The organism is Undibacterium sp. SXout20W (assembly GCF_049340285.1).
Lineage (GTDB): Bacteria > Pseudomonadota > Gammaproteobacteria > Burkholderiales > Burkholderiaceae_D > Undibacterium.
Window position 1 is genome coordinate 22,386 of record NZ_JBMPPH010000048.1, and the last position, 6,635, is coordinate 29,020.

The window sequence follows — 6,635 nt, forward strand, 5'->3', positions numbered from 1 at the left end:
TTCAGCATCTAAATTACTTTACTCAGCATCAGTTGATAGCGCACGAGATGCGTACGTAAATTTTCTAAGTCAAGTGGCTGGATATTGAAATCAGACTCAATTTGCCGTTGCATCTGTTGTCGGCTGTCATCACGACCAAATTTGGCGCTAAGCACGGCGTCTTTTGCCTTGTAGGCAGCAAATCGCCCTTTAACCTCATCTACTTCAGCGCAACGAGTCTGAACCTCAGCAATCGCTCTATGCAAATCCGTTTGCGCCTGCGCGATGGCTAACTGAAGCCGACTCATGCCAACTCTCACGGCTGACCATTGTCCCGCCGTCAAGCTCTTCTCAAGAGTCTCGCACCAACTTTGCAACATTGTGATTGCCGCACCTTGCGGGGTCTGAGAACTCACCACCACCGGAACGCCATATAAATCCTCTAGTCGCTTATACTGTGATCCATAGATCACTTGCAGCTCTTGAATATCTTTTAAACTCAACTTCGCTCTTTCAACCTCACTGATCGCCACCGTTCTGGTTCGTTCAAGATCATTAAGTTTCGCGGTCCAGGTTTCGAGACTTCTTTTAAGCGCGTCGATACCATCACTTGCACTCAAAGGGTCCGATTGCAATCCTTGAATTTCGATGAATGAAGGACGATCAGAGTCTACATTTAAGGTTTGTGCACGCTGCTCCATCACGCTGTAATCTTGCTTCAAATTAGCAAGCGCGAGTGACCCGTTTGTTTCAGCAAGGTCTAGTTCGTTGAGACTTTCTCTTGCTTGTTCAAATTCATTCTGCATAAGGCGTAACAAAGCGTCTGGGGTGAGCTTGGTACTTTCAGCCGCATTGCCTAATAAATCACGATTCTTAATTGCTATCTGTACCGTTGTTCGCGTGATTGACGGGCCTTCAAGTAAAGCAGAAATTTTTTCATTGGCATTAGTCCATGCTGTCAACAAACCGCCATGCGAAATACTCCTTGCTTCATCAACCACTTTCGCCAACAACAAGTAATCATCTACAAGCGTGCTGAGCTGCGAAATTGCACACTCCGCTTTTGCTTTACTTAATCCAGTGTAGTTACCGGCTCTAAGCTTTATGCGTATGCGCTTGGTACTTTCGGCATCCGATAACTCGTTAGCGTTTGTGCTGATAACCGCCAGGCGTTGCTGCCATAATGCGAGCAAATCATCAAAGTTCGTCATTCGCGAAACTCGACCAGACGTTGTTGAATACCAATGACCGTACCTGCCAATGGTGCAAAAAATAAAAAGACCAACAGGAATGACATCGTTTTTAAGATTGCCATCGCTTTCGATATCGCTTCATCAAAAGCAGTTTGATTGATTTTTATTGTCTTATTCAACGCAGATATAAAGCGGTCGAATGCCCAATCAGATTGATTTTCAAGTTTGCCAATACAAAGCGCTACGGCACGATCATGCTGTCCTGTATTTTCTAAATGACGGATTTGGGTATCAATGGCAACATAATCGACCCATGCTTTAAGACTATCCGCCGCCGCCTGATGCTCACCAGGAAAAGTAATATTTGCCAACTCATCCCCCAGAAACCCACGTCCTTTCAAATCCTTGGGATTGGCAATTAGCGCTGACGCTGCTCCCATTTTTGACGTAAATATTTGATTTGCCTGTCCCATAAATAGAGTCGTTTGTTGTGTCTGAATTTCTTTATTGTTCATCAATAAAAAAATACTTTCCTGGGCGTTTGCGGAATAAGCGATCGCCTGCGCCAGCGATAAAGCATGTACAGAATCAAATGCATCCGCCTTTGCTGTACGTAGCTCTGAAGTCAGCTTATTGATTTGCACCATCATCAAAAAGGTACTCGCTAAAAACACAGTCAATCCTAGCAACATGGCTGGATTAAGTATGCGTTTGAATTCGCGATATAACTTTACCTGCGTTTCCAGCATCACGATGACAAGCAAAACCGACAACAGCAAAAAACCGATGAAGTATCGACGCGCTGTTTCCAACTCATTTGTATAACTCTCGGTAAGATGCTTAAAATTGACCTGATCAAGTCCTGTTACCGACGGCAAGAGGTGTTCACGCATGAGACCATCTGCCTTCAATATGAGATCATGCGGGTATTTGCTGACCATTGCCATCCCAACCAATCGTTCGTATTCTGAGAGTTGCTTCATGGCTGAAAGGATAGGCTTGCGTTCCTCATCGCCAAAGGTAATATTTTGTGATGCAGACAAGAGATCATCATGCGCCTGATTGATCGCAGCGACATAAGCGCGCCCAGATGGACCGTCAATTTCCTCTTTCAACAAGAATAAATTTGCAATCTGGGTGTGTGCATTCGCCAATCCAGAACGTATTTGTTCAGCAGCGATAATCGAAGGCACAGTATCTTTACCAACCGTATTAGCGACAAAACGATAGCTCTGGTAAGTACAAAACGCCGCAATAATAACAAAAACACTCAGCGCAATACTCACCCACTGGCGCATCCTCAACTGACTTGGCACGTCAGAAATTTCACGCAGCTCAGTGATGGACAATACATCGGCACCAATGGCTGTAGAAACATCGCCAGAGCCAGATGAACGCAAAGAAGAAGACATAAATAGCGATCTTTCAAAAATAGGGCTTAAATTCAAAATTGAGATCAGACATTTTGATTTCCAGATGGCTGACGATCACACTATTACTATCGAATTCCAACGCGGATGCGAGTCCACATTCCTAATTCGAATTCATCGCCAGCAACGATACTGCGTACTACCCCAACGTCCAACGTCTGCTGATTGAAGATAGTTCCATTCGCTGAACCTACATCAAGCACCGTAATATTTCCTTTTTCGTCGCGCATAAATTTCAAATGGCGACGAGAGATTCCGGGATCTTGCACGACAATCTCGGGGTGTATTCCCTTACCTTCAAAATGCCGTCCCAATGTTTGCTCGTCCAGATCCAAGTGATATTCCCTCGTCGGGGCATCGACGGGACACGCAATGCCTGGATCGGGTTCTGTGTATAAAGCAGGATCAACTTGAATCAGCAGTTTTAAGCGTTGTACCTGCGCAGCAGATTTAGAATCATCGTCAACGATGGTTGCCGTCGAAACCGTCGACGCGGTTGGCATCGTTGGGGTACTTTGGGTCTCGATGTCTGCCTCAGGTGGCAATAACTTTGGCTGGTCTGGCGGTGCGGTGGATTCCGCACAAGAGTTCACCGCGAGATCAGGCATCGTACCGGCATTATTTGCAGCCAAATTCTGTAGACCATTGAAAGACACGCCTTGCTCAAAGTCATAGCGACACACTTCACAGAAACGGGCCCCTGTGCGGCGTGGCGTCATGCAATCGGGGCAATCTGGGCAATCACTGATCCCAAACCCCTCTTTATGCTTGATATCAGCATTAGAAATTGCCAGTGTCGGTGCAGCCGGCTTTTTACTCGCTGACGATACCGTCATCGGTGTACCGCAGTCGGAACAATAGTCTGTATCCGTAGAAAAGTGGCCTTTAGGACAAATATTGCTCATAGATTAAATGATCTAATGTAAGTTTCGAGATGGTGAATTACCGACAAAATCAACGACAAAATATCGACGTTCAAAGTCTGAAATGTTGTCGCCTTTTTTTCACGTTTTGCGTTCCGTTACTGCATCGAAAATCAATTATCGGCGCCGACCTGTGCAACCGCACTACCAGTGCGGCGACGAACAGTGCGAGTCCCCCCTAATTCCAACTCCATGTCTGCCGCTTTATCCGCTTTTTTCAATCGTACAGTACCAGCATCAGCATCAATCACATCGACAACCTTCTTCAGCCGACGAGTGACTTCTTCATTACCTGATTCTTGTGCTAATTGTGCAGCACGCCCCAATAGGCGTGTCGCCCTATCTTCTTCGCCACGAGCTTTTGCTTCCAGACCTTCTTGAATTGAATCAGCCAATTCTTTTTGTCCGGTGTAATGCGCCACTTCTTTGCTGATGCGCGTCGTCAGCATATCGTCTGCCGACCATTTAACAGCAATCGGATCACAAGCGACTTTTGCTTCGACGCCGGCGTCGACATAAACAACGCTGGCACGACAAGCAAGCACTTCATCATTGGCTACGCCGGCAGGCAATTCAAATGCCACCTGAAAATCACGTGCTTCATTGCCCCAGGCACCAAGCGGTACATCCAAGGTTTTATCATCAACACGTTTTGCAATTGGCATCAGGTCGATAATGTCAGGGCTCATTTGTTTTACGGTAAGTAGCTTGACTACCTTTGGCGACCAAACACGCAACACCGCACCAGAAATCCCCTTTGACATCGAACGAGTAAGGAATGCCCGCAAATCCTCCTCCAACCCTGCCGGATCGGTAACAGCGTCAGCGGTACCAAGCAAGGCCGAAGCAATCGTGCGCAATTCCGCTGGTTTCCAATCAGTACCGATACCACGGCAATCACATTGAAATACACCTTTGCATTCCTCAATCACGTTGGCCAAATAGCTACTGTCTTCGGTACCATTTTCACCATCCGTCTGAAAATAAACGCTCGCCATTATCGCGCCACTATTTTTAACTTGTTGATAGGCTGTTTTCAAACCCGCGGACATTGACGTGGAACCCGAGGCACGCAAACCTTGAATCGCGTTATGTGCAAAAGCTTTATTTGCCTCCGTCGCCGGGCTCGCTTTCACAACGACCTGAGCATTTCCGGAAAAACTAACAACAAAAAACCACATATCCTCAGACAGCATATCGATACCGCGACGTGCCGCATTTTTTGCCTGCGACAGTTTTTCACCGCCCATCGAACCAGATACATCGAGAACGAATCCAACAATTTTACGTCCACCAGAATTAGGGACAACGCTCACATCAGAAGAAATCGTCAATACTGCGTCAAGACGCGATTGACCAATAGATAAATAGGGATTAAAAAAACCTTGAATACGAAACATACAACACTCCGAAAATGGTCATTCAGGATGAAAGTTTTTGTACAAATTGATCACCAGATTCCAGCAGACCATTTGTAAATTTATGATTCAGCGCATTTAAATCATTAATCGATTTTTCTCGCTTGTCTGCATTTTCAATATCCAGACGTCGTCCCAGCGCAATGGTCTGCAATAATTTATCTGCTGATTGCGATAAGGCCGCAATATCTGCAGCAAAATCTCCTTGGCTATTTTTTGCTCTCAAATAGGCGTCTTGCAACTGATCACTACCAATGCCATTTAATTCCCTTGATAATGCGCGTCGTGCATCTGTCGCTTTAGATGCCTTCGCTGTTTCAGCCAATGCGGCAACATTCACTATTGCCCGTTTCAACGCTGGCAAATCGAACAAAATACTGTCCATGACATTATTCATTTCTATCGTCGCAGCAGTTTGCGTTGCCCGGATTTCCGGCACAGAGACGATCGATTGACTATGTGCAATATGCATGCGAACAATACGCGTTTCAAAGGCATTAATTTGCTCGGCAAAATCACGCAATTTGGCAATTTCTACGACATCACGTGATTGTTCAACTGCGACACGCTTTTGCTCGAACTCCAGCCTTGCACGCTTGATCAGTATCTGACCAGCGGCCATATAGAGCTCCATATTTTTGATATGCTCAATACTAGCGTGTACCAATCGATCTAATTTTTCATTAGTGGATCTGAGTGTGGTCAGTTGCGCCTGCGATTTTTGCTCAATCGCATTAAGATGCTCGGTAATTTTTTTATGATTTTGCTGCAAAGCGCGTAAAGCCGAAAACCATTCACCGACAAAAGGGATTTTTCCAAATTGCTCTGCCAGGCTGTTTTGACCAGCCACTTCTTGTTTGATTTTTGGTAAATTCAGATCTTTCAGTGTCGTTGCAAGTGCAATTGTAATCTCACCTGCACGTCCTGCCTCGCTGGTACGCATCCCTTCCAATAACTGATCAAGATGCTTACTCAGTTCACGTTGCGCATCTGCGCCGAATGACATCAGACTATTGGTGTCTGAAAAAGAGACACTGGTTGCAATTTGGTTGATTCGCGCTTTTTGCTCATCAGAAAATTTATTCAAGTCAATTTGACGATCAGCCTGCAATTCATAATGCAACATTGGCGGGTTACCGTCATATAAAGAAGCTGTATTCAATGGCGAAACCATCAATTCGGTTTCTGTTTTTGACTCACTCATCTTGTAACTCCGCAATTATTTCATCAGAAAATACGACTAAGACATCGCCAAGACATTGCTACGACATCTTATTCACACAACAATCGATGCAAGATACACCGGCAACACCAAATCAACATTTACAAATAGCATCATGTCATTACATTAAATTAATTGAAACGGTAATTACTCTTTTTTTTCACCGAGGAATTTTCAAAAATTGGCAAATTCGAATCAACATCAAACAATCCATTTCTAACAGACTACTTTTTACGACCAGAGGCGTGGGGTACTAAAATCGATTTTTTCATCGGGCTCAATGTCATTACCTGTAAATATCCATATAAATTTCAGCTAAAGAGGTCTTTTTTTGTCATAAATCAGTGGCGGATTCAATTTCGAAGTGCAACCACATGTTGATGCGATTGTAACTGCTTCATAAATACTTGGTGCGGCGTTTTGAAGCCGAGACATTTTCTGGGACGATGATTTAAGCTGTTCATCGCCCA

5 protein-coding genes and 1 pseudogene are annotated in these 6,635 nt (G+C 44.9%); all 6 read right to left on the reverse strand.

Annotation, left to right across the window (positions count from 1 at the left end; genetic code table 11):
- Window positions 1-8: 8 nt before the first annotated feature.
- On the reverse strand, window positions 9-1,190 hold the full coding sequence (locus tag ACO0K1_RS17445; RefSeq protein ID WP_423028032.1) for a hypothetical protein: 1,182 nt from the start codon (window positions 1,188-1,190) through the stop codon (window positions 9-11).
- A complete protein-coding gene (locus ACO0K1_RS17450) occupies window positions 1,187-2,584 on the reverse strand; it encodes a hypothetical protein (protein WP_423028034.1) in 1,398 nt (465 codons plus the stop codon). The genes ACO0K1_RS17445 and ACO0K1_RS17450 overlap by 4 nt, the downstream gene beginning before the upstream one ends.
- Window positions 2,585-2,670: 86 nt before the next feature.
- The gene (locus ACO0K1_RS17455) at window positions 2,671-3,438 is read right to left on the reverse strand and encodes an FHA domain-containing protein (protein ID WP_423028036.1); all 768 of its coding nucleotides are present in this window, start codon (window positions 3,436-3,438) and stop codon (window positions 2,671-2,673) included.
- Window positions 3,439-3,638: 200 nt separating this feature from the next.
- Window positions 3,639-4,925 (reverse strand): VWA domain-containing protein, encoded by a 1,287-nt coding sequence (locus tag ACO0K1_RS17460; RefSeq protein ID WP_423028038.1) that lies wholly within the window; start codon window positions 4,923-4,925, stop codon window positions 3,639-3,641.
- 22 nt (window positions 4,926-4,947) lie between these two features.
- The gene (locus ACO0K1_RS17465) at window positions 4,948-6,147 is read right to left on the reverse strand and encodes a toxic anion resistance protein (RefSeq protein WP_423028040.1); all 1,200 of its coding nucleotides are present in this window, start codon (window positions 6,145-6,147) and stop codon (window positions 4,948-4,950) included.
- A gap of 371 nt (window positions 6,148-6,518) precedes the next feature.
- Window positions 6,519-6,635, reverse strand: a pseudogene (locus ACO0K1_RS17470) (IS30 family transposase); the annotation flags it as partial.